At 66.0% G+C, this 18,798-nt stretch carries 18 protein-coding genes; 6 read left to right on the top strand and 12 right to left on the bottom strand.

The window, feature by feature from the left end:
- Nucleotides 1-15: 15 nt before the first annotated feature.
- The 4 genes from ACSE4D_RS17260 to ACSE4D_RS17245 are packed head-to-tail and all read right to left on the bottom strand — an operon-like array spanning nt 16 to nt 3,701.
- Nucleotides 16-333: a non-heme iron oxygenase ferredoxin subunit gene (locus ACSE4D_RS17260; RefSeq protein WP_167854455.1), complete on the bottom strand. Its 318-nt coding sequence runs from the start codon at nt 331-333 to the stop codon at nt 16-18.
- Nucleotides 334-335: 2 nt separating this feature from the next.
- Nucleotides 336-1,511: a Fe-S cluster assembly protein SufD gene (sufD, locus tag ACSE4D_RS17255; protein WP_135540977.1), complete on the bottom strand. Its 1,176-nt coding sequence runs from the start codon at nt 1,509-1,511 to the stop codon at nt 336-338.
- A 43-nt stretch (nt 1,512-1,554) separates the two neighbouring features.
- Complete coding sequence (sufB, locus tag ACSE4D_RS17250) at nt 1,555-2,985, bottom strand: Fe-S cluster assembly protein SufB (RefSeq protein WP_135540978.1); 1,431 nt, start codon at nt 2,983-2,985, stop codon at nt 1,555-1,557.
- Complete coding sequence (locus ACSE4D_RS17245) at nt 2,982-3,701, bottom strand: helix-turn-helix transcriptional regulator (protein WP_135540980.1); 720 nt, start codon at nt 3,699-3,701, stop codon at nt 2,982-2,984. Before ACSE4D_RS17245 ends, sufB begins: the two co-directional genes overlap by 4 nt.
- A 115-nt stretch (nt 3,702-3,816) precedes the next feature.
- Between ACSE4D_RS17245 and ACSE4D_RS17240 the strand changes: the two genes are divergently transcribed.
- The 3 genes from ACSE4D_RS17240 to ACSE4D_RS17230 are packed head-to-tail and all read left to right on the top strand — an operon-like array spanning nt 3,817 to nt 6,373.
- Nucleotides 3,817-4,734, top strand: a complete 918-nt coding sequence (locus ACSE4D_RS17240) for an ABC transporter ATP-binding protein (protein ID WP_135540982.1) — start codon at nt 3,817-3,819, stop codon at nt 4,732-4,734.
- 2 nt (nt 4,735-4,736) lie between these two features.
- The gene (locus ACSE4D_RS17235; protein WP_425119383.1) at nt 4,737-5,462 is read left to right on the top strand and encodes an ABC transporter permease; all 726 of its coding nucleotides are present in this window, start codon (nt 4,737-4,739) and stop codon (nt 5,460-5,462) included.
- An 8-nt stretch (nt 5,463-5,470) separates the two neighbouring features.
- Nucleotides 5,471-6,373 carry a COX15/CtaA family protein gene (locus ACSE4D_RS17230; RefSeq protein ID WP_135540986.1) on the top strand — a complete coding sequence of 301 codons (903 nt, stop codon included), beginning with the start codon at nt 5,471-5,473 and terminating at the stop codon, nt 6,371-6,373.
- Nucleotides 6,374-6,700: 327 nt separating this feature from the next.
- On the opposite strand, the gene ACSE4D_RS17225 is transcribed toward ACSE4D_RS17230, so the two are convergent.
- Together ACSE4D_RS17225 and ACSE4D_RS17220 are read right to left on the bottom strand one after the other, a co-directional pair.
- Nucleotides 6,701-7,687, bottom strand: a complete 987-nt coding sequence (locus tag ACSE4D_RS17225; protein ID WP_135540988.1) for a heme o synthase — start codon at nt 7,685-7,687, stop codon at nt 6,701-6,703.
- Between the two features lie 97 nt (nt 7,688-7,784).
- Nucleotides 7,785-8,312 carry a hypothetical protein gene (locus ACSE4D_RS17220; protein ID WP_135540990.1) on the bottom strand — a complete coding sequence of 176 codons (528 nt, stop codon included), beginning with the start codon at nt 8,310-8,312 and terminating at the stop codon, nt 7,785-7,787.
- A gap of 226 nt (nt 8,313-8,538) precedes the next feature.
- Here ACSE4D_RS17220 and tkt point away from each other — a divergent pair, with 226 nt between their 5' ends.
- Genes tkt through ACSE4D_RS17205 form a run of 3 tightly spaced genes read left to right on the top strand, consistent with a single transcriptional unit; the run spans nt 8,539 to nt 13,348 of the window.
- Nucleotides 8,539-10,620, top strand: a complete 2,082-nt coding sequence (tkt, locus tag ACSE4D_RS17215) for a transketolase (RefSeq protein WP_135540992.1) — start codon at nt 8,539-8,541, stop codon at nt 10,618-10,620.
- Nucleotides 10,617-11,720 (top strand): transaldolase, encoded by a 1,104-nt coding sequence (gene tal / locus ACSE4D_RS17210; protein WP_135540994.1) that lies wholly within the window; start codon nt 10,617-10,619, stop codon nt 11,718-11,720. The genes tkt and tal overlap by 4 nt, the downstream gene beginning before the upstream one ends.
- The gene (locus ACSE4D_RS17205) at nt 11,717-13,348 is read left to right on the top strand and encodes a glucose-6-phosphate isomerase (protein WP_436326325.1); all 1,632 of its coding nucleotides are present in this window, start codon (nt 11,717-11,719) and stop codon (nt 13,346-13,348) included. The genes tal and ACSE4D_RS17205 overlap by 4 nt, the downstream gene beginning before the upstream one ends.
- 101 nt (nt 13,349-13,449) lie before the next feature.
- Here the strand turns inward: ACSE4D_RS17205 and secG are convergent, their stop codons facing one another.
- The 6 genes from secG to ACSE4D_RS17175 are packed head-to-tail and all read right to left on the bottom strand — an operon-like array spanning nt 13,450 to nt 18,798.
- Complete coding sequence (secG, locus tag ACSE4D_RS17200) at nt 13,450-13,695, bottom strand: preprotein translocase subunit SecG (RefSeq protein WP_135540998.1); 246 nt, start codon at nt 13,693-13,695, stop codon at nt 13,450-13,452.
- Between the two features lie 55 nt (nt 13,696-13,750).
- Nucleotides 13,751-14,536, bottom strand: a complete 786-nt coding sequence (gene tpiA / locus ACSE4D_RS17195; RefSeq protein WP_205683365.1) for a triose-phosphate isomerase — start codon at nt 14,534-14,536, stop codon at nt 13,751-13,753.
- Between the two features lie 14 nt (nt 14,537-14,550).
- Nucleotides 14,551-15,786 carry a phosphoglycerate kinase gene (locus tag ACSE4D_RS17190; RefSeq protein WP_135541002.1) on the bottom strand — a complete coding sequence of 412 codons (1,236 nt, stop codon included), beginning with the start codon at nt 15,784-15,786 and terminating at the stop codon, nt 14,551-14,553.
- Entirely contained in the window at nt 15,783-16,784 is a 1,002-nt protein-coding gene (gap, locus tag ACSE4D_RS17185; protein ID WP_426936270.1) for a type I glyceraldehyde-3-phosphate dehydrogenase, read from the bottom strand. The genes ACSE4D_RS17190 and gap overlap by 4 nt, the downstream gene beginning before the upstream one ends.
- Nucleotides 16,785-16,793: 9 nt before the next feature.
- Nucleotides 16,794-17,777, bottom strand: coding sequence for a DNA-binding protein WhiA (gene whiA, locus ACSE4D_RS17180; RefSeq protein WP_135541006.1), 984 nt, complete (start codon nt 17,775-17,777; stop codon nt 16,794-16,796).
- Between the two features lie 25 nt (nt 17,778-17,802).
- Nucleotides 17,803-18,798, bottom strand: a complete 996-nt coding sequence (locus ACSE4D_RS17175; RefSeq protein ID WP_135541007.1) for a gluconeogenesis factor YvcK family protein — start codon at nt 18,796-18,798, stop codon at nt 17,803-17,805.

Raw genomic sequence — 18,798 nt, 5'->3', positions numbered from 1 at the left:
TTGTCTAGGTCGTGGTCAGTTGAGAATGGTGTTCGTGTCGACGAGGATGCGCCCGGCGATCTCCTTGCAGTCATAGACTGCGACGGGTTCGAAAGCCGGCGGATTCACCGGCTGACCCGTGTTGAGATCGAACTGGGATCCGTGCAGCCAGCACTCGATCGTGCAGTCCTCGACATCGCCCTCGGCCAGCGAGACCTCACCATGGGTGCACAGGTCGTCGATGGCGTGGATGGTGCCGTCGGAATCACGAGCGATGCAGACTTCGAACTCGCCGATCTCGATGCGCATGGTTTCGCCCGGCCCCACCTCGGCGGTGGAGGCCACGTCGATCATGGTCACAGAACGCTCCGGGACAGTTCTTCCTCGATGCGCTCGTTGAGCACATCCTCGATCTCGGGCACCTGGATCTTCTGGATGACTTCGTTGAAGAATCCGCGGACGACGAGTCGGCGGGCGACTTCCTCGGGGATGCCGCGGGACATGAGGTAGAACAGGTGCTCCTCATCGAAGCGTCCCGTCGACGAAGCGTGACCGGCACCGGCGATGTCACCGGTCTCGATCTCGAGGTTCGGCACGGAGTCGGCGCGGGCCCCATCGGAGAGGATGAGGTTCCGGTTGAGCTCGTAGGTGTCGATGTCGAGCGCCTCGGGGCGGATGAGCACATCGCCGATCCAGACGCTGCGTGCGTCCTTGCCCTGCAGGGCACCCTTGTAGTGGACGTTCGACGTCGCCTTCGGCGAGTTGTGGTCGATGTAGGTGCGGTGCTCGAGGTGCTGGCCGGCATCGGCGAAGTAGAGACCGAGCAGTTCGGCCTCTCCGCCGGGAGCCGAGTAGCGCACATTCGTGTTCAGACGCACGATATCGCCGCCGAGGGTGACGTGGATGTGCTTGAACTTCGCGTCCTTGCCCACGATCGCATCGTGCTGACCCATGTGCTGGGATCCGTCGTCCCACAGCTGCAGGGACACGAAGGTGACGTCTGCGCCGTCGCCGATCACGAGGGAGACGAGCTCCGAGTAGCGACTCAGGCCCTCGTGTTCGACGACGATGGTCGCCTTCGCGTTCGCGCCGATCGAGACGACGGTGTGCCCATGGGTGAGCTGGTCGCCCTGACCGTCGGCGTGGATGATCGCGGCGCCGTCGAGCTCCGTGTCCGCCGGCACCGAGTAGTGGGTGACGACGGGGGCGTGCTTGGCGGCGACGACGGAGGGGCGGTCCTCGGGTTCGAGGATGCCGAGCTCCTGGGCGGCCTCGAGCGAGATCTCCTCGACCGACAGGCCGGTCGGCAGATCCGCGTCGATGCGCAGACGCGCATCCGTGGCTTCATCGGTGAAGAAGTCGCTGAGCTTGCGCACCGGGGAGAAGCGCCATTCCTCTTCCCGCCCGGTCGGGACCGGGAAGTCGGCTGGGCTGAAGCTGCGGGTGCGATCGTCGCGCTTCGAGTCGGGGACGTGGACGTCGCCGCCGTGCGAATGCTCCGAGACTCCGAGTGGGTTGGTGGTATCTGTCACGTGAAAACTCCTTGTCAGGCAGGTCGGTGGTGGAAGCTGAAGGTCAGCCCACTGCACCTTCCATCTGCAGTTCGATGAGGCGGTTGAGCTCGAGGGCATACTCCATCGGCAGCTCACGTGCGATCGGCTCGACGAAGCCGCGCACGATCATCGCCATCGCTTCGGTCTCCTCCATGCCGCGGGACATGAGGTAGAAGAGCTGATCCTCACTGACCTTCGACACGGTCGCCTCGTGGCCGAGGGTGACGTCGTCTTCACGGATGTCGATGTAGGGGTACGTGTCCGAACGCGAGATGTTGTCGACGAGCAGGGCATCGCAGAGGACGTTGTTCGACGAACCTTCGGCGCCCGGGTGCACGTGGACGAGTCCGCGGTAGCCGGCACGTCCGCCGCTGCGGGCCACGGACTTCGACACGATCGACGAGTGCGTGTTCGGCGCGGCGTGGACCATCTTGGCACCGGTGTCCTGGTGCTGTCCCTCGCCCGCGAAGGCCACGGCCAGGGTCTCACCGCGAGCATGCTCGCCGGTCATCCACACACCGGGGTACTTCATGGTCACCTTCGAGCCGATATTGCCATCGACCCATTCCATCTGGGAGCCCTCTTCGGCGATCGCGCGCTGAGTGACGAGGTTGTAGACGTTGGTCGACCAGTTCTGGATCGTCGTGTAGCGGACGTGGGCGTCCTTCTTCACGATGATCTCGACGACAGCCGAGTGCAGGGAGTCCGTGTTGTAGATCGGGGCGGTGCAGCCCTCGACGTAGTGGACGTAGGAGCCCTCGTCGGCGATGATGAGCGTGCGCTCGAACTGGCCCATGTTCTCCGTGTTGATGCGGAAGTAGGCCTGCAGCGGGATCTCGACGTGGACGCCCTTGGGGACGTAGATGAAGGACCCGCCCGACCACACGGCGGTGTTCAGCGCGGCGAACTTGTTGTCGCCGGCCGGGATCACCGAACCGAAGTACTCTTCGAACAGTTCGGGGTGCTCACGCAGACCGGTGTCGGTGTCGAGGAAGATCACGCCCTGAGCTTCGAGCTCCTCGTTGATCTTGTGGTAGACGACCTCGGACTCGTACTGAGCGGCGACACCGGCGACGAGACGCTGCTTCTCCGCCTCGGGGATGCCCAGACGGTCGTAGGTGTTGCGGATGTCCTCGGGCAGGTCTTCCCAGGTCTGGGCCTGTCCCTCGGTCGAACGCACGAAGTACTTGATGTCGTCGAACGGCAGCGTCGACAGATCCGCACCCCAGTGGGGCAGCGGCTTCTTGTCGTAGAGGCGCAGAGCCTTGAGCCGACGCTTGAGCATCCACTCCGGTTCGTCCTTGAGCTTCGAGATGTTGCGGACGACGTCTTCGGAGAGCCCGCGCTCGGCGGTCAGTCCCTTATCGTCTTCGTCACGCCAACCGTATGCGTACTGCCCGAGGTCTTTGAGCTCGGGATTCGCATCGATGATCCGATTGCCTGTGTCAGTCATCGTGAACCTCCTTGAGGTCGATCATTGCTGTGGATGAGTGGTCTGGTCAGTTCCGAGGTCGGAATGTGGGTGGTGCACACGTGGTCGCCCTGAGCCAGCGAGGACAGCCGTCTGACGTCCACGCCGAGGTAGTCGGAGAACATCGCGAGCTCTGCTTCGCAGACTTCGGGGAACTCCGCGGCCACGGCCTGGATCGGGCAGTGCCCCTGGCACAGCTGCATCGCCTCGAGGGGGGTTCCGGCCGCAACCGGTGTCGCCGAGGCGGCGTACCCCTCCCGTGTCAGCGCAGCCGCCAACGCCCTGGAGCGTGAAGCCACCGTGGTCCCGCCGCGTTTGTCGAGTTCGGCACCGAGACGGTCCCGCAGCCGAGCCACGAGGTCTTCGGTGAAGTCCTCGACGGCCGACTTCCCGTGCCGGTCCTCCATGAACCGCAGGATGTTGACGGCCAACTCGTCATAGGAATGACTGACCGAGTCGTGCCCGGCCGTCGTGACCACGTAGTGTCGTGCCGGTCGTCCCCTGCCTGCCTGTTTGCCGGCGAGCTCGCGGACCTCGATGAGGCCCTCGCTCTCGAGCGCATCCAGGTGGCGACGGATCGCCGCCGGGGTCAGTTCCAGAGCTTTGGCCAAAGATGAAGCGGTGATCGGCCCTTCGTCGAGCACCGACTGGAAGACCTTCTGCCGGGTTCGGCGATCCTCCGTGTCGTTTGCAGCCATAATCCACCTCCTTGACTAACACAACAATATTGTTGCGTAATTTGTTTCGTAAAACTAGGTGAACCTAACCACCAGCCATTTCGACACCACTTTCGACACGTCGTAGAATGGTCTGGTGTCATCTTCGGCCCTGACCATTCGCGGTCTCCACTACTCCTACGGCGCGCACCGCGTCGTCGACGGCATCGACCTCACAGCAGAGACCGGGGCCGTCCTCGGAGTCCTCGGACCCAATGGCGCTGGCAAGTCGACGACCATCTCCCTGGCGGTGGGCACCCGACGCCCCGACGCCGGCACCGTCGAGATCTTCGGCCATGACCCGGTCCGCGACCACCTCACGACTTCTCAGCTGGCCGGTGTGATGCTCCAGGACGGCGGGTTGCCGATGAGTTCGAAACCGCTGCAGGTTCTTCGCCACCTCGCTTCTCTCTATGAGAACCCGCTGCCGGTGCAGGAACTGGCCGACCCCCTGGGTCTCAACGACTTCGCCGGGCGCACCATGCGCCGCCTCTCGGGCGGACAGAAGCAGCGAGTGGCCCTGGCCGCCGCCCTCATCGGCCGCCCGCAGCTGGTCTTCCTCGACGAACCCTGCGCGGGCCTCGATCCGCAGGCGCGGGAAGTCGTCCACACCTTCATCCGCGAGCTCGCCGACCGCGGCGTCGCGGTCGTCCTCACCACGCACGACCTCGTCGAGGCGGAGGAGCTCTCCGACGAAGTCGTCGTCATCGACCGCGGTCGCATCATCGCCCAAGGTGCCCCGGAGGAGCTGCGCAATGCCTCCGCCGCTGCCCGGTCGCTCACCATCGATCTCGACTCGCCCGTCTCGGACCGACTCATCGACCGGATCGCCGCCATCGCCCCCGCCTCGGCGCAGGGCTCGACCATCACCGTCGAGGGCGCGCCGGATTCGGCACGGATCGCAGCCGTCTGCACCGCCGTGGCCGAGGCGGATGTGCAGATCATCGACATCGGCATGCACTCTCAGTCGCTGGCCGATGTCTTCTTCGAGCTCACGGGGAGGCCGCTGCGATGAGGATGAAGCGCATCGTGTCGCAGACGAAGTTCGAGACCGTGTCCGTGCTGCGCAACGGCGAACAGCTGCTGCTGTCGCTGGTGTTCCCGCTCGGGCTGCTCATCTTCCTCTCCCAGACTCCCCTGCTGCGAGGCATCGGCATCATCGAGCCCACAGCCGATCCGCTGACGATCGCCCTGCCCGGTGCTCTGGGGCTGAGTCTGGCCTCGAGCGCCTTCACCGGACAGTCGATCGCGACCGCTTTCGACCGCCGATACGGAGTGCTCAGGCAGCTGGCCACGACCCCGCTGGGCACGAACGGGCTCGTCCTCGGCAAGCTCGGGGCAGTAATCGCCGTCGTGCTCATCCAATACGCGCTCGTCTTCGCCGTGGCATGCGCCCTCGGTTTCCGCGGGCCCGTCGACGTCTTCGCGCTCATCCTGGCCACGCTCTTCGGCACTGCAGCACTGCTCTCGCTCGGTCTGCTCATGGCCGGGACACTGCGGGCCGAGGCGACTCTGGCGGCGACGAACCTCATCTGGGTTCTCATGGCCGGCGTCGGTGGCCTCATCGTCGCGCATCCGGGAGAATGGGGCACGGTCGTGGGCTATCTGCCCTCCGGTGCACTCGGCGACGCCATGCGCGCGGCCATCGGCGACGGCGGCATCGACATCAAAGCAATCATCGTGCTCCTCGCTTGGGGGCTGGTGGGAACTCTTGCGGCACGCAGGTGGTTCCGATTCGAATGAGGAGTGAAGTGGTCACGAAGAAGATCCGCATCGCCGCTTGGGCCATGCTCATCGCCCAGGGCGGAATCATACTGAGCGGCGGCATCGTCCGCCTCACCGGTTCGGGGCTCGGCTGCTCGGACTGGCCGAAGTGCACCCCCGATTCGCTCGTGGCCACCAGCGAAATGGGCATTCACAGCTACATCGAATTCGGCAACCGACTCATCGCGGTTGCGCTGGCGATCCTCGGTGTGTGCATCGCGCTCCTGCTGTGGAAGCACCGCAAGAAGCGTCCCGATCTCTTCTGGCTCAACATCGGTCTGCTCGCCATCGTGCCGGTCCAGGCCGTCGTCGGCGGCATCACCGTGTGGACGAAGCTCAATCCCTGGGTGGTGGCCGGCCACTTCGTTCCCTCGGCGATCGCCGTCGGCGTCGCCGCGTACTTCGTCCGTCGCACCTACGACACCGGCGTGCGTCTGCCGACGCGGGCCGCTTCTCCCCTGCCGACGCTGAGCTGGATCATGCTCGGTCTCACCGCGATCATCGTCGTCTTCGGAGTGCTCACCACCGGCGCCGGACCGCACTCCGGATCGACGATGTCCACCCGCAACGGACTCGACAACATCTGGGTCACCCGGGCCCACGCGTTCCCCGTCTGGCTGCTCGTCATCACCACCGTCGTCGGGCTCGTCCTGGCGAAGCGGAAGGCTGAGACCGCAATGATCGCCCCGCTGAGCGTGCTCCTCATCGTCGAGCTCGCCCAGGGAGTCATCGGCTACGTGCAGTACTTCCTCGGCGTCCCCGAGCTGCTTGTGGCCCTGCACATGCTCGGACTCTCGGCGACGATTGCGGCGAGCGTCGCTGTCGTGGACAGCGCCCACCCGAGAAGCACCGAGGCCACCACCGACCGTTCCCTGTCTGCGATCCCCTGACCACGCCGGGACGGCGAAGGAGACCTCCTTCTCCAGGTCCCCGAACTCGCAGATCCCCTTCGCCGAGCGCTGACTCGGCTTCTTCGAACGCTGACCCGACGAATCCCTCGATGAGGTGTTCGGCCCCATCGTCAACGAGACCGCAGAACCGGTCTGAAACCACCTGGCTCGAGCAGGCCTCCGGCGGTGCAATCAGTGAGGTTTCGAAACCCGAGTGCTTGCCTTTCCTCTCGCGTCCTTCCTCTCGGACAGTTCAAGCCCTCCACCACATGCAGAAGGCTCGTCACCCGATCGGGTGACGAGCCTTCTGTGTATGTTCGGAGCGCCTTACCAGATGCCGGGGATGAGGGTGTCGACGAAGGGATCGATGGCCACTGCGAGGAACAGCAGCGAGAGGTAGGTGATCGAGCCGTGGAAGACCTTCATCGCCTTGAGCGAGGTTCCGTCCTTGCCCTTCTTGGCCCGCGAGACCAGCGAGTAGCACGACCACAGGAACCAGGCTCCGGCACCGACGGCGACGATCGTGTAGACCGGTCCCATCGGGGCCACGGGGATGAGCGCCAGCGAGCAGGCGATCATCGCCCACGTGTAGAGGATCATCTGGCGACCGACCGAGGTCGGCGGAACCTTCGACGGCAGCATCGGCACATCGACGGCATCGTAGTCGGCCTTGTACTTGATCGCCAGCGGCCAATAGTGCGGCGGCGTCCAGAAGAAGACGACGAAAAACAGCAGCACGGGCTCCCAGGCGAGGCTGCCCGTCACCGACGACCAGCCGATGAGCACGGGCATGCAGCCGGCCGCGCCTCCCCACACGATGTTCTGCGTGGTGCGGCGCTTGAGCACGAGGGTGTAGAAGACGGCATAGAGGAGGATCGCAGAGGCGGTCAGTCCCGCCGCAACCCAGTTCGTGAATCCGCCGAGCCAGAAGATCGAGCCGATGCCCAGCGCGAATGCGAAGATCAGCGCAGCGCGGGGACTGATCTCACCGGTGACGAGCGGACGGTCCTTCGTCCGCTCCATCTTCGCGTCGATGTCACGATCGACGAAGCAGTTGAACACCGACGCCGAGGCGGCAGCCGCGGCTCCGCCGATGAGCGTGTTGATGACCAGCCAGACATTGGGCATTCCATGAGCGGCCAGGAACATCACAGGGGCGGTCGTGACGAGGAGCAGCTCGATGACACGCGGTTTGGTCAGCGCAATATAGGCGCTGATGATCGATCGCGGTCGGGTGGAGAGATTCTGCTCGTCGATGGCCCTCTGCAGAGGCCGTTCACTCTGCGCTTCCCGGTTCTGACGAAGTTTGCTCACGCCCACGATTCTACCTGCTGTCGAATATTTTGCCAGTCGCGACAGCGACCCGTGTCCGGCTGAATCAGAACCCCGTTGGGACCGTCCGCGGAGGGCCTCAGCGGCGGGTCGAGTCGCGGACGATGGAGACGAGGAAGGCAACCGCGGCGCAGACCGGCGCCAGCACGATGACCTCCACGACAAGAGCGGAGATGAGGTCGAGAGAAGCGGTCGCGGCCTCGGATCTCAGCACAGTGATCCCGACGCCAAGACCGAGCATCCCGCTCAGTCCCGAGTACACGAGCGCCGTGGTCCAGACCAGTCCGCCGTGTCGGGCGTTGAGCATGACGGTCAGGGCGGCGAGGAACGGTGTCAGCAGAAGCGCGGTCCCCAGCGCCCACAGTCCCAGCTCGCCGAGGTCGACGCGGCCGCGCAGCGGCTGACCGAGTGCCGAGGACACGGCGACGGTGGAGAGGATGAACAGGACCGGCAGTGCGAGTCCGATGCGCGAGATGAAACGGCGGGCGCTCACGGTGTGGGCGGCGACCTCGGCGAGGTCGGGCCGCAGACCCTGTGGCCACTTTCGAGAACGCTCCGAGTCGGCCGGAACCGCGACGTCGACCACCGGCTTCGCCCCTTCGCTCACCGTGCTCCCTCTTCTCTCGACCTTCACTCTTCGCCTACCGGCAGTGGTTGGATCGCCAACCACAGCTGTGCGCGAGACCACACTCTACCCGCCGGTAGCCGGAATGTCTCGCACCTCGGCGAAGACCTCGTGGAAGCCTGTGTGTGAACAGGGTCGGGCTATCCGAGGGCCGGCGCGGTAGAGTTTGAGTGCACGCTCTCAGACGAACGAAGGATCGCTCGAAGACATGACAACTCTGTCCTGGACTGAACTCGACAACCGCGCAGTCGACACTGCCCGCCTCCTCGCCGCCGATGCGGTCCAGAAGGCAGGGAACGGACACCCGGGCACCGCGATGAGCCTGGCTCCCATCGCCCACTACCTCTACCAGCAGGGGCTCACCCACGATCCGGCCGACCCGACGTGGGTCGGCCGTGACCGTTTCGTCCTCTCCTGCGGGCACAGTTCGCTGACTCAGTACATTCAGCTCTATCTGGCCGGTTTCGGTCTCGAACTCGACGACCTCAAGGCGCTGCGGACGTGGGGTTCGCTGACTCCGGGCCACCCGGAGGTCGGACACACCGCCGGCGTCGAGATCACCACCGGCCCGCTCGGTTCGGGGCTCGCCTCGGCGGTGGGTATGGCCATGGCGTCCCGTCGCGAACGCGGACTCTTCGACCCCGAAGCGGCACCCGGCACCTCACCGTTCGACCACTCGATCGTCGTGCTCGCCTCCGACGGTGACCTCGAAGAGGGCGTGTCCGGTGAAGCCTCGTCTCTGGCCGGCACGCAGGAGCTGTCGAACCTGCTGGTGATCTGGGATGACAACAGGATCTCCATCGAGGACGACACGGCCATCGCCTTCGGCGAGGACACCGCTGCCCGCTATGCCGCCTACGGCTGGCATGTCCAGCACGTCGACTTCACCTCCGGCGGGGACTACAACGAGGACATGGACGCCTTCCACGCCGCCGTCGAAGCCGCACGTGCCGACTCCCGCCCGTCATTCATCCGTCTCTCGACAATCATCGCCTGGCCGGCCCCGAACGCCCAGAACACCGGCGGTTCGCACGGAGCCGCTCTCGGTGAAGACGAGATTCGCGCGACCAAGGAGATCCTCGGCTTCGATCCGGAGGCGGAGTTCGCCGTCGCCGACGAGGTGCTGGCCCACACTCGTTCGGCTCTCGATCGCGGTCGGAAGGCACACCTGAAGTGGGATGAGTCCTTTGCTCAGTGGCGCAGCGCGAACCCGAAGCGCGCCGAACTCTTCGATCGCCTCTCCACACGTGAGCTTCCGGCCGGTCTCGATGCCGCCTTCCCGGTCTTCGAAGCCAGTGAGAAGGGCATCGCCACCCGTGCGGCCTCGGGTCAGGTCCTCAACGCGATCGCCGAGGTCATGCCTGAGCTGTGGGGCGGATCGGCGGATCTCGCCGGTTCGAACAACACGCTCATCAAGGGCGAGTCGAGCTTCCTGCCCGCCCACCGGTCGACCGGTGCCTTCAGCGGCAACGAATACGGACGCAACATCCACTTCGGCGTCCGTGAGTTCTCCGCCGGTCTCATCGGCAACGGCATCGCCCTGCACGGTGGAACCCGTCCTTACAACGGCACCTTCCTCGTCTTCAGCGACTACCAGCGTCCGGCCGTGCGTCTGGCCGCCCTCCAGCAGCTGCCGAACCTCTTCGTGTGGACCCATGATTCGATCGGTCTCGGCGAAGACGGGCCGACCCACCAGCCGATCGAGCACCTTTCGGCTCTGCGTGCCATTCCCGGCCTCGACGTCGTCCGGCCCGCGGATGCGAACGAGACCGCCGTCGTGTGGCGCAGGATCCTCGACCGCACCGATGGGCCCAGCGGCCTCGTCCTCACCCGTCAGGCCGTGCCGGTCCTCGACCGTGAGAAGTACGCCCCGGCCTCCGAGGCCGCCCGCGGCGGCTATGTGCTCACCGACACCGGAGACCAGCCCGAGGTCGCGATCCTCGCCAGCGGCTCCGAGGTCGCCATCGCCCTCGAAGCGGCTTCGGCCCTGGCCGAAGCCGGAACCGCGGCACGTGTGATCTCCATGCCCTGCCAGGAATGGTTCGATGCGCAGCCCGAGGACTACCGCAGCACGGTCCTGCCGCGCGGACTCAAGGCACGCGTGAGCATCGAAGCCGCTTCGGCGATGAGCTGGCACAAGTACCTCGGCGACGCCGGACGTGCCGTGTCGATCGAGCACTTCGGCGCCTCGGCGGACTACGCGACCCTGTACGAGAAGTTCGGCATCACTTCGGCGGCCGTCGTCGATGCCGCGAAGGAATCCATCAGCGCAGCGAAGGCGGAAGCATGAGTGAACGACTGCATGAGCTGAGCCAGGCGGGCGTGTCGATCTGGCTCGACGACCTGTCCCGCACACGGCTCGAGTCCGGCGATCTCGCCCGACTCATCGACGAGGCCTCGGTCACTGGGGTCACGACGAATCCGACGATCTTCGCGAACGCGATCTCCGCCTCGCAGGCCTATGATTCCGCGGTCGCCGAGCTCGGTGCGCAGGGGGCCGATGTCGATTCGGCCATCGAATCCCTGACCACAGCGGATGTCGCTGAGGCGGCCCGTCTGTTCCGGCCCGTCTTCGACTCCACCGACGGAGACGACGGTCGTGTGTCGATCGAGGTCGCTCCCCCGCTGGCCCACGATGCCGCGGGCACCGTCGAGTCCGCGAAGGCCCTGTGGCAGCGCGTGGGCGAACCGAACGCGATGATCAAGATCCCCGCCACCGAGGAGGGGCTGCGCGCGATCTCCGAGACGATCGCCGCGGGGATCAGCGTCAATGTCACCCTCGTGTTCTCTCTGTCGCGCTACCGCCACGTCGTCGAGGCCTTCCTCCAGGGCCTGGAGAAGGCGCGCGCGGCCGGACACGATCTGTCGACGATCCGGTCGGTCGCCTCGGTGTTCGTCTCCCGCGTCGACGCGGAGATCGATTCCCGCCTCGACGCCCTCGATGATCCGGCGGCGACGGAGCTCAAGGGCCGCGCCGGGATCGCGAACTGCGTGCTCGCCCACGAGATCCACTCGCAGCTGTTCACCTCCGAACGGTTCAAGGTCCTCGAACTCGCCGGAGCTCGTCCGCAGCGTCTGCTGTGGGCTTCGACGGGGGTGAAGAACCCCGACTATGCGGACACCATGTACGTCACCGGGCTCGTCGCCGCGAACACAGTGAACACGATGCCCGAACCGACGATGGAGGCCTTCGCCGACCATGGTGAAATCGCCGACGAGATCACGCCCGAGGACTACCGGGCCGCCGATGAGCTCTTCGACGCTCTGGCCCGCCTGGGGATCGACTATGCCGAGGTGATGACCGTGCTCGAAGAGCAGGGACTGGAGAAGTTCGACGTCAGTTGGGCCGAGCTGCAGGATACGATCCGTACGGCACTGGACCGGTCATGAGACTCGCACTCGAAGTTCCGGTCCAGGACGAGTTCGACGCCGAGTCGGCACGTCTCGTCGAAGCCGGCCTGGCTTCGGCTCTCAGCCGCCAGGACGCTTCGCACTTCGCCGGAGCGCAGGACGCCGCGGACCGTCTCGGCTGGGTCGATCTGCCCGACCGGGCCGAAGAGCTGCTCACCCGGGTCGAGACCCTGCACGCCGAACTCGTCGATCGGGGTCTGCGCACCATCAGCCTCGCCGGGATGGGCGGGTCCTCGCTCGCACCGGAGGTGATGACCGCGGTCGCGGGTGTCCGTCTCGAGGTCATCGATTCGACGGATCCGAATCAGGTCGCCGAGGCGATCGGCACCGATCTCGAACACACCGTCCTCATCGTCGCCTCCAAATCGGGGTCGACGGTGGAGACGGATTCCGTGCGCCGCAGCTTCGCCGCGGCTTTCGAGTCTGTGGGCATCGATCCGGCTTCCCGGATGATCGCGATCACCGATCAGGGCACCGAACTCGATCGACTCGCCAGCGACCTCGGGTTCCTCGCGACCTTCCACGCCGATCCGCAGGTCGGGGGCCGCTTCAGTGCGCTCTCGGCGTTCGGGCTCGTCCCCGCCGGTCTGGCCGGGGCAGATGTGCGATCCATCGTCGCCGAAGCGGCGGCCGCGGCCGCCGAATTGAGCACCGACGCGACCGACAATCCGGCTGTGGCCTTCGGCACGTGGCTGAGCATCGGCCATGCCCGGGCAACGGAGAAGCTCGTGCTCGCCGAGACCTCCCCGCGCCTGCGGGGACTGGCGGCCTGGGTCGAACAGCTCATCGCCGAATCGCTGGGCAAGGACGGACAGGGAATCCTGCCCGTCGTCGTCGATTCCCCCGACGACATCGGTTTCAGCGATGCTCGTGCGGATGCGCTGCTGTGCCTGCTCGGGCCCGCGGCGGATCCATCGGGCCTGGGTGCCCCCTCCGGTTTCGAAGCCACCGTCGACGGCAGCCTCGGCGAGCAGTTCCTGTTCTGGGAGTATGCGACGGCGATCGCAGGCTACAGCATCGGTGTCAATCCCTTCGACCAGCCCGATGTGGAGGCCGCGAAGGAACAGGCCCGACATCTGCTCGACGGACCGGACTCCGACCGTGCCGAGGAGCCGGTCTTCCGTTCCGGGGACGTCGACGTGATCGAGGTCGTCGACGGCGCCACGGACCTTGTGGGTGCGTTGGAGGAGCTCTTCGCGCAGGTCGACGAATACGGTTACATCGGCATTCAGGCCTATCTCGATCGGATCGCCGACGCCGATGCGGCCACGCTGCGGTCGCTCGTCTCGACGCATGCCGGGGTGCAGACGACGTTCGGTTTCGGTCCCCGGTATCTCCATTCGACCGGTCAGTATCACAAGGGCGGACACCCCAACGGCGTGTTCCTTCAGATCACCGGCGAGGCACGCACCGACCTGCTGGTGCCCGGCCGCGCCTACGGCTTTGCACAGCTCCAGCGTGCACAGGCCGCAGGCGATGCGGCAGTGCTGCGGGACAGCGGCCGTCCGGTACTCAGGGTCCACCTGCTCGATCGTCGCCGTGGTCTGGCACAGCTGCGCGAGGCGATCGGCCGGATCAGCCCCCGCCACCACTTCGGCGTCGACTGACCATGTGACGGATGAGAAGGACCCCGACCGATGCGGTCGGGGTCCTTCTCTTTGTCATCTGCCCATCCGGGCGGAGTTCTCGGCTCGGGGCCGATCGTGCCTCAGGCGTTGAAGCGGGTGAGGATGCCCAGCAGGACGATGCAGGCGGCCCACACGATCGCCAAGAGCGTGGTGAAACGGTTGAGGTTGCGTTCGGCGACTCCCGACGAACCCAGCGAGGAGGACATTCCACCGCCGAACATGTCGGACATGCCACCGCCCTTGCCCTTGTGCATGAGGATCAGCAGGGTGAGGAAGATGCTCGTGAGGACGAGCAGCACGATGAGAATGATGTTGAGGATTTCCACGTCGGATTCAACCTATGTTTCGTTGAGAATGTCGTCGAGTGATGCGTTCGTCAGTCTACTTCGCGACCGCGGCCTTACACAAAGCGGCGAAGTCCGGGCCGCTGAGGCTGGCGCCTCCGACCAGGGCTCCGTCGACGTCTGCGTCGGCGACGATCTCGGCCACATTGTCGGCCTTGACCGATCCGCCGTAGAGGATGCGGGTCGACTCCGCCATGCCGTTGCCGTACTTCTCGGCCAATCGGGCCCGGATCGCCGCGGCCATCTCTGCCGCATCGGCGGCTGTGGCGGTCTCACCGGTGCCGATCGCCCACACGGGTTCGTAGGCGATGACGAGACCTTCGAGCGCGGAGGCGTCGAATCCGGCCAGCGACTCCTCGAGCTGGTCGAGGGTGAAGTCGACGTGGGTCTTCTCCTGCCGCTGCTGCAGCGACTCCCCCACGCACAGGATCGGCGTGAGTTCGGCCGACAGTGCCGCCCGGACCTTCGCGGCCACGACCTCATTGGTCTCATGGTTGTCCGCCCGACGTTCACTGTGCCCGATGACGACGTAGCTGCAGCCGAGCCGGGTGAGGAAGGTCGCCGCGATCTCACCGGTGTGAGCACCGGGAGCATGCTGGGACACATCTTGAGCACCGTACTTCAGCCACAGCTTGTCACCCTGGACGAGGGTCTGCACGGAGCGGATGTCGGTGAAGGGTGGGATCACGACGACTTCGCAGCGGCTCTCATCGAGCTTCGCGTCTTCGAGGGCCCAGGCGAGTTTCTGGACGCTGGAGATCGCTTCGAGGTGGTCGTGGTTCATCTTCCAGTTGCCTGCCAGCAGCAGGGTGCGGTCGCTCATGTTCGTCTTCTTCCTCATCCGAGTGCGTCGAGTCCGGGCAGGGTCTTGCCTTCGAGGTATTCGAGGCTGGCGCCGCCGCCGGTGGAGATGTGGCCGAAAGCGTCATCGGAGAATCCGAGGCTGCGTACGGCGGCTGCGGAGTCTCCGCCGCCGACGACGGTGAGTCTTTCGGCGGGATCGATGTCAGCGGATCGCGCCTCATCGGTCAGTGCAGTGGCCACGGCCTTGGTGCCGGCGGAGAACGCCTCGAATTCGAAGACTCCCATGGGACCGTTCCAGAACACGGTCGCCGAACTCGCGATGATCTGTGCATAGGTCCGTGCCGTCTTGGGACCGATATCGAGCCCGAGCGCCGAGGCGCCGGCCGGGGTGGATTCGAGTTCGGTGAACTCGCGCACCCAGTGCTCGGCGTCTGCGGAGAACTTCTCGGCCATGACGATGTCCTGGGGCAGGACGATCCGTGCCGCCCCGTCTCCGGCCGACGAACGCTCCAGGTAGGCCTTGACGTCGTCGATGCGGTCGGTCTCCACGAGGCTCGATCCGATGGGGTGGCCCATCGCGGCGAGGAAGGTGAAGACCATTCCCCCGCCGATGAGCAGATTGTCGGCACGGTCGAGGAGGTTGTCGATGACACCGAGTTTGTCCGAGACCTTCGAACCGCCGAGGACGACGGTGAAGGGCCGGGCCGGGTCGGTGAGCAGTCGGTCGCTGACTTCGACTTCCGCACGGACGAGAGACCCGGCGAAGTGCGGGAGCAGCTCGGCGACGTCGTACACGGAGGCCTGTTTGCGGTGGACGACCCCGAAGCCGTCGGAGACGAAGTCATCGGCCAGCCCGGCCAGCTGTGCGGCGAACTCGCGGCGTTCGGCTTCGTCCTTCGACGTCTCCCCCGGGTTGAAGCGCAGGTTCTCCAGCAGCAGGACCTCCCCGTCGCTCAGCGCGGCGGCCTTGGCCTTCGCCTCCTCACCGACGGTGTCAGCGGCGAAGGCGACGGGACGACCGATCGCCTCGGCGAGTTCGACCGCGATGGGAGCCAGCGAGTACTGCGGGTCCGGGGCGCCCTTCGGCCGGCCCAGGTGCGACATCACGATGACCTTGGCCCCCGCCTCGGCGAGGTCTGTGATCGTTGCCGCCGAGGCGGCGATGCGTCCGCGGTCGGTGATGGTGCCGTTGTCCATCGGCACGTTGAGATCGCTGCGGACGAGCACCGCGTGGCCGGCGAAGATGCCCGCATCGTCGAATGTCCTCATGAGTCCCTTTCGCTGAGAATGTAGCTGACCATGTCTTTGAGCCGGTTCGTGTAGCCCCACTCGTTGTCGTACCAGGCCACGACCTTGATCTGATCTCCCAGCACCATCGTGAGCTTGGAGTCCACGATCGCCGAGGCGGTGGTGCCGACGATATCGGTGGAGACGAGTTCGTCGGTGGAGTATTCGAGATAGGCGGAGTCCTCCGCCGCGGCGGCGAGGATTGCGTTGACCTCGTCGCGGTCGGCGCCGCGGGACGGAGTGAATGTGAAGTCGATGATCGATCCGGCAGGCACCGGCACACGCACGGCGAGTCCGTCGAGTCTGCCTTCGAGGTGGGGCATGACGCGGCCGACGGTGCGTGCCGCACCGGTCGTGGTGGGCACGATGTTGACCGCGGCGGCGCGGGCGCGGCGCAGGTCCCGGTGGGGCCCGTCGACGAGCATCTGGTCGCCGGTGTAGGCGTGGACGGTGTTGAGCAGCCCGGATTCGACGCCGAGCGCGTCGTCGAGGGCCTTGACGACGGTGGCCATGCAGTTCGTCGTGCATGAGGCGTTCGAGACCACGGAGTGCGTGTCCGGATCGAAGTCGGACTCGTTGACGCCCATGACGAAGGTTGCGTCGACATCTTTGCCGGGGGCGGAGAGCACGACCGTGGACACGGTTCCGCCGAGGTGGGCCTCGGCCTGATCCCGGCGAGTGAAGTGACCGGTGGATTCGACGACGAGTTCGACTCCGTGCCGCGACCAGTCGATGGCGGCGGGGTCGGATTCGCTGAACACCGCAATCTCACGGCCGTCGACGGTCAGCGCATCAGCGCTGGCCTCGACAGCGTGGTCGAAGCGCGGCCACACGGAATCATGTGTCAGCAGGTGGGCCAGGGTGGCGGTGTCGGTGAGGTCGTTGACGGCGACGACTTCGAAGTCGGTGCCGGGTTCGAGGGACAGACGGAACAGGGCACGGCCGATACGGCCGAAGCCGTTGATGGCGATTCGTCTCATGCCTCGATCTTAGCGATCCTCGAGCATTTCCGGGGTCAGGCTGGCTTCGGTGCCGGGAATTCCCAGTTCTTCCGCATGCTTGTCCGCCGTCGACAGCAGTCGGCGGATGCGCCCGGCGACCGCGTCCTTCGTCATCGGCGGGTCGGCGAGCTGCCCGAGTTCCTCCAAGGAGGCCTGTTTGTGGGTGACACGCAGCTGCCCGGCATACCGGAGGTGTTCGGGGACCTCGTCTCCGAGGATCTCCAGGGCTCGTTCGACGCGGGCGCCGGCGGCAACCGCCGCGCGTGCCGAACGGCGCAGGTTCGCATCGTCGAAGTTCGCCAGACGATTCGCTGTGGCGCGGACCTCGCGACGCATCCGGCGCTCCTCCCACGCGAGCACCGCGCTGTGGGATCCCATCCGGGTGAGCAGGGCGGCGATATCGTCGCCGTCGCGGATGACGACCCGGTCGACTCCGCGGACTTCGCGGGCCTTCGCACTCAGGCCGAGTCGGCGGGCGGCTCCGACGAGCGCCAGTGCCGCTTCCGGGCCGGGACAGGTGACTTCGAGGGCGGAGGAACGTCCGGGTTCGGTCAGGGAGCCGTGGGCGAGGAAGGCACCGCGCCAGGCGGCCTCGGCATCGGCGACGGATCCGTTGACGATCGCCGAGGGCAGGCCGCGCACGGGTCGTCCCCGGTTGTCGACGAGACCGGTCTGGCGCGCCAGGGCTCCGCCGTCGCGGGTGACACGAAGCAGGTAGCGGTTGGAACGGCGGATTCCGGCGGCGTTGATGACGACGATATCGGCATGCTGGCCGTAGAGGTCCTTGACCTCGGCGCGCAGACGCTTCGCCGTTTGGGCGGTGTCGAGTTCGGCTTCGAGCACGATCGAGCCGTTGACGAGATGGAGGGCGGAGGAGAACCGGAAGATCGAGGACACCTCGGCTTTGCGGGCGGCGGTGCGGGTGATCCTCACTCGCGCCAATTCATCCTTGACCTGAGCGGTCAGTGCCATTGCTCGTCCTCCTGAACCAGATGTCCTACCACTGCTCGGCAACGCCGATCCCTGCGTCTACCAACATGTCACGGTAGCACGCTGCGAGTTTGAGACTGTCATGCTGTCCCTGCCTGCGTGAGCGCAGCGGACGTTGCCACAGTTTGGCGCCGAAGAGATCCTCTGCCTGCTGCGGCAGGTCGGGTTCGAGCTCGGTCGCCGCCTCGTCGACGAGGACATAGTCCAGCCTCAGCTCGGCTGCGTGCCGGTGCAGGGAGGCGAGGTGTTCGCCGAGGCTCAGGTCCTTCGTCTCCCCATCGGTCGAACTGAGATTGAGAGTGAGGGATTTCACCGCGTCGGAGGCCACGATCGCTTCGGCGAGCGAGGGGACGAGCAGATGCGGCATCACCGAGGTGTACCAGGATCCGGGGCCGAGGTTGAGCACATCGGCTTCGTGTACGACTTCGACGGTTTCGTATCGGGCCGGCGGTGCGGCGGGGTCGAGGCGCACGGTCTCGACATGGCCGAGGGTGGAGGCGAGCACGGATTGTCCGCGCACGACTTGGAACGATCCGGGGAACTTCACATCGGCTTCGATCGTCAGCGGTACCGAGGACATCGGCAGCACGCGACCGTGGGCGCGCAGCAGCCGGGCCATCCAGTCGAGTCCGGCGACATGGTCGCCGTGGATCTGCCACAGAGCGGCGATGAGCAGATTGCCCACGGCATGGCCCGAGAGTTCGCCGTCGGATTCGAAGCGGTGCTGGATGACGTCGCGCCAGGTCTGCCCCCAGGTGCCGTCATCGCACAGCGCGGCCAGCGCCATCCGCAGATCGCCGGGCGGCAGTCCCCCGAGCTCGTCGCGGAGGCGACCGGACGATCCCCCGTCATCGGCGACGGTGACCACAGCGGTGAGGTCCTCGGTGAGCAGGCGGAACGCCCGCAGGGCCGCATAGAGTCCGTGGCCGCCGCCGAAAGAGACGATGCTCGGACCGTCGTTCTGCGTCCCCGAGGTGATCACGGGCAGGTCTTCGGTCTCCAT

Source organism: Brevibacterium sp. FAM 27836, from assembly GCF_051351055.1.
GTDB lineage: Bacteria > Actinomycetota > Actinomycetes > Actinomycetales > Brevibacteriaceae > Brevibacterium.
This window is presented reverse-complemented; position numbering and strand designations above follow the sequence as displayed.